Origin of the sequence: Natronomonas sp., assembly GCF_036625485.1 — an archaeon.
Taxonomy (GTDB): Archaea; Halobacteriota; Halobacteria; order Halobacteriales; family Haloarculaceae; genus Natronomonas.
This window is the reverse complement of record NZ_JAZKTR010000234.1, coordinates 1-2791: the sequence shown is the minus strand read 5'-3', so window position 1 is coordinate 2791 and position 2791 is coordinate 1. Positions and strand designations below refer to the sequence as shown.

Here is a 2791-nt window from a genome sequence, read left to right as displayed (position 1 = left end):
CCAGCAGCGGGCCGGGCGTTAATCGAGTTCGTATTCGAGGTCCCACTCCCGCGAGCGTTGCGAGCAGGCCACCGTCGGCAGGTCGTCGACCTCGACCGGCGGGACGGAATCGTCGGGCTCGCTGTCGTAACCTCGGGTACGGATTGGGATTGGTCGGCGGAATTGATCGGCGGAGTATTCAGGCGCACGGACACGGGCGCGGGGGCAGTTCGTCCCGTCCGCAATCGAGGAATACGGACCGCAGATCGGGACTGCGGACGGCGTTAACCCAACACTCGAATTGACGGATTATTTTTCACGGTCGCGCGTCGTCGCGACCCGTGCTCGCCGGACTATCGAAACCAGTGCCTCGACAGGGGTGTGTCCGCTTCGTCGAACTCGATGTCGCTGGAGTCTTCGGCGATTCCCTGGTGGTTCGGGCACGCGCCCGTCGACGGCATCGACACGTGGAGGCCCCTCGCGGTGGCCGGTCACGTCCGTCTCGGAAACATGGTCGACCGAAGCTACACTACTGGTGCCGGCATCAGCGAGAGGTACCTGCAGGCCGTGCCGGCACCGAGCCACCGTTTACTGTCCGCCGTGCGAACTGCATCGCTTTCGTTGACGGTTCTGCTGTCCGTTTGGTGTGTTGCCGAGAGAGCGAAATGACGGGAGAGGCCTTACATAGGACTTACATTAGCACAGTCCGGTGGCTCGTACATGGCTATCGATGAGCAAACATGGGGCCTGGAGACCTCGGTCGATTCGCTCGGACACGACCACCCCGACGCGGAGGAGTATCGGGCGCTCGCCGAGGAGCTTCGCAAGGGTGTCGCAGGCGACGTGGCCTTCGACGAGTACGCGCAAGTGTTGTACGCGACCGACGGGAGCATCTATCAGGCGAAACCGGCCGGCGTGGTGTTGCCGAAGAGCGTGAGTGACGTGCGTCACACCGTCGAGACGGCGGCCGAACACGGCGTGCCGATCCTCCCCCGCGGCACCGGTTCGTCGCTCGGCGGCCAGACGGTCGGACCGGGCTGTGTGGTCATCGACTTCACGCGTTACATGGACGACATCGTCGACGTGGACCCGGAGGGGCAGCGAGCGGTCGTCCAGCCCGGAGTGGTACAGGACCACCTCGACGACCATCTCGAAGAGTACGGGCTGAAGTTCGCCCCCGATCCGGCGTCCTCGAACCGGTCGACCGTCGTCGGCGGCATCGGCAACAACTCCACCGGCGCACACTCGGTGCGCTACGGTATCACCGACGCCTACACCGAGGAACTCGACGTGGTGCTGGCCGACGGATCCCTGATCCACACCGAGGAGATCGTCCTCGACAGCGACGAGTGGGCGGCGAAGGTCTCCGGCGACGGGCTGGAAGCGAACATCTACGAGACGGTACGCCGACTGGTCGAGACCCACGAGGCGGAGATCGAGGAGAAGTACCCCGACCTCAAGCGCTCGGTGTCGGGCTACAACCTCCAGAAAGTCATCTACGAGAACGAGGACGGCGAGGAGGTCATCAACCTCTCGAAACTGTTCGTCGGTGCGGAGGGGACCCTCGGCGTCATCGTGGAGGCGGAGGTGTCGCTGGTCTCCCTGCCCGAGGAGACGGCGCTCGTCCTCTACTGCTTCGACGACCTCGTCGAGACGATGGAAGCCGTTCCCGAGGCCCTCCAGTTCGAGGTGAGTGCCGTGGAGTTGATGGACGACGAAGTGTTCGACCTGGCGGCCGGATCGACGGAGTACGCCCAGTACGTCGAGATGATCCCCGAGGGGACGAAGGCGGCCCTCATGCTGGAGTTCGACTCCGAACTCGTCGACGACTTCGAGGCGGCCATCGCCGAGACGAACGACTACTTCGTCGAGAACGGCGACGCCTTCCACGCCATCGAGGCCTACACCGAGGCGGACCAGGCCGACATCTGGAAGCTCCGCAAGGCCGCGATCCCCCTGCTGATGGGGATGGAAGGCGATCCCAAGCCCTACCCCTTCATCGAGGACGCGACGGTACCGCCCGACGAGCTGGCCGAGTACGTCTTCGAGTTCAAGGAAGTACTCGAGGACCACGGCACCTCCGCGGCCTACTTCGCCCACGCCGGGAGCGGGACGCTCCACATCAGGCCGATCCTCAACCTCAAGGACGAGGCGGGCATCGAGAAGATGCACTCGATCGCCGAAGACGTGACCGACCTCGTCCTCGACCACTACGGGGCGTTCTCGGGCGAACACGGCGACGGGATGGCGCGCACCGAGTTCAACCCCAAGATGTACGGCGAGGAACTCTGGACCGCGTTCAAGCAACTGAAGACGGCCTTCGACCCCGAGTGGCAGATGCATCCCGGCAACGTCGTCTACCGCGACGGTCCCGAGGACGTGGGTCCCGACTCCGACCGCGGCGTCGGCGCCGACATGCGCGAGAACCTCCGATACGGCGCCGAGTACCAGTCGGTCGAACCGCAGACGACGCTGGACTTCGAGGACGACGGCGGCTTCTCCCACCTCGTCGAACTGTGTAACGGCTGTGGGACCTGTCGCCAGACCGACTCGGAGGTCATGTGCCCCACCTACCGCGCGTCCGAGGAGGAGATCCAGACCACTCGCGGCCGCGCGAACATGCTCCGGGCGGCGATCAGCGGCGAACTCGACGAGGACGAGATCTACTCCGACCGCTTCCAGGAGGAGGTGATGGACCTCTGTGTCGGCTGTAAGGGCTGCAAGAGCGACTGCCCGACCGGCGTCGACATGGCGAAGCTCAAGACGGAGGTCAAACACCAGTACCATCAGGAGGAGGGCGTCAGCCTCCGCG

At 64.8% G+C, this 2791-nt stretch carries 1 protein-coding gene; it reads left to right on the top strand.

What is annotated here, in order from left to right:
* Positions 1–699 precede the first annotated feature (699 nt).
* On the top strand, positions 700–2791 hold a 2092-nt coding region (locus V5A53_RS14365), incomplete at its 3' end, for an FAD-binding and (Fe-S)-binding domain-containing protein (RefSeq protein WP_332314296.1).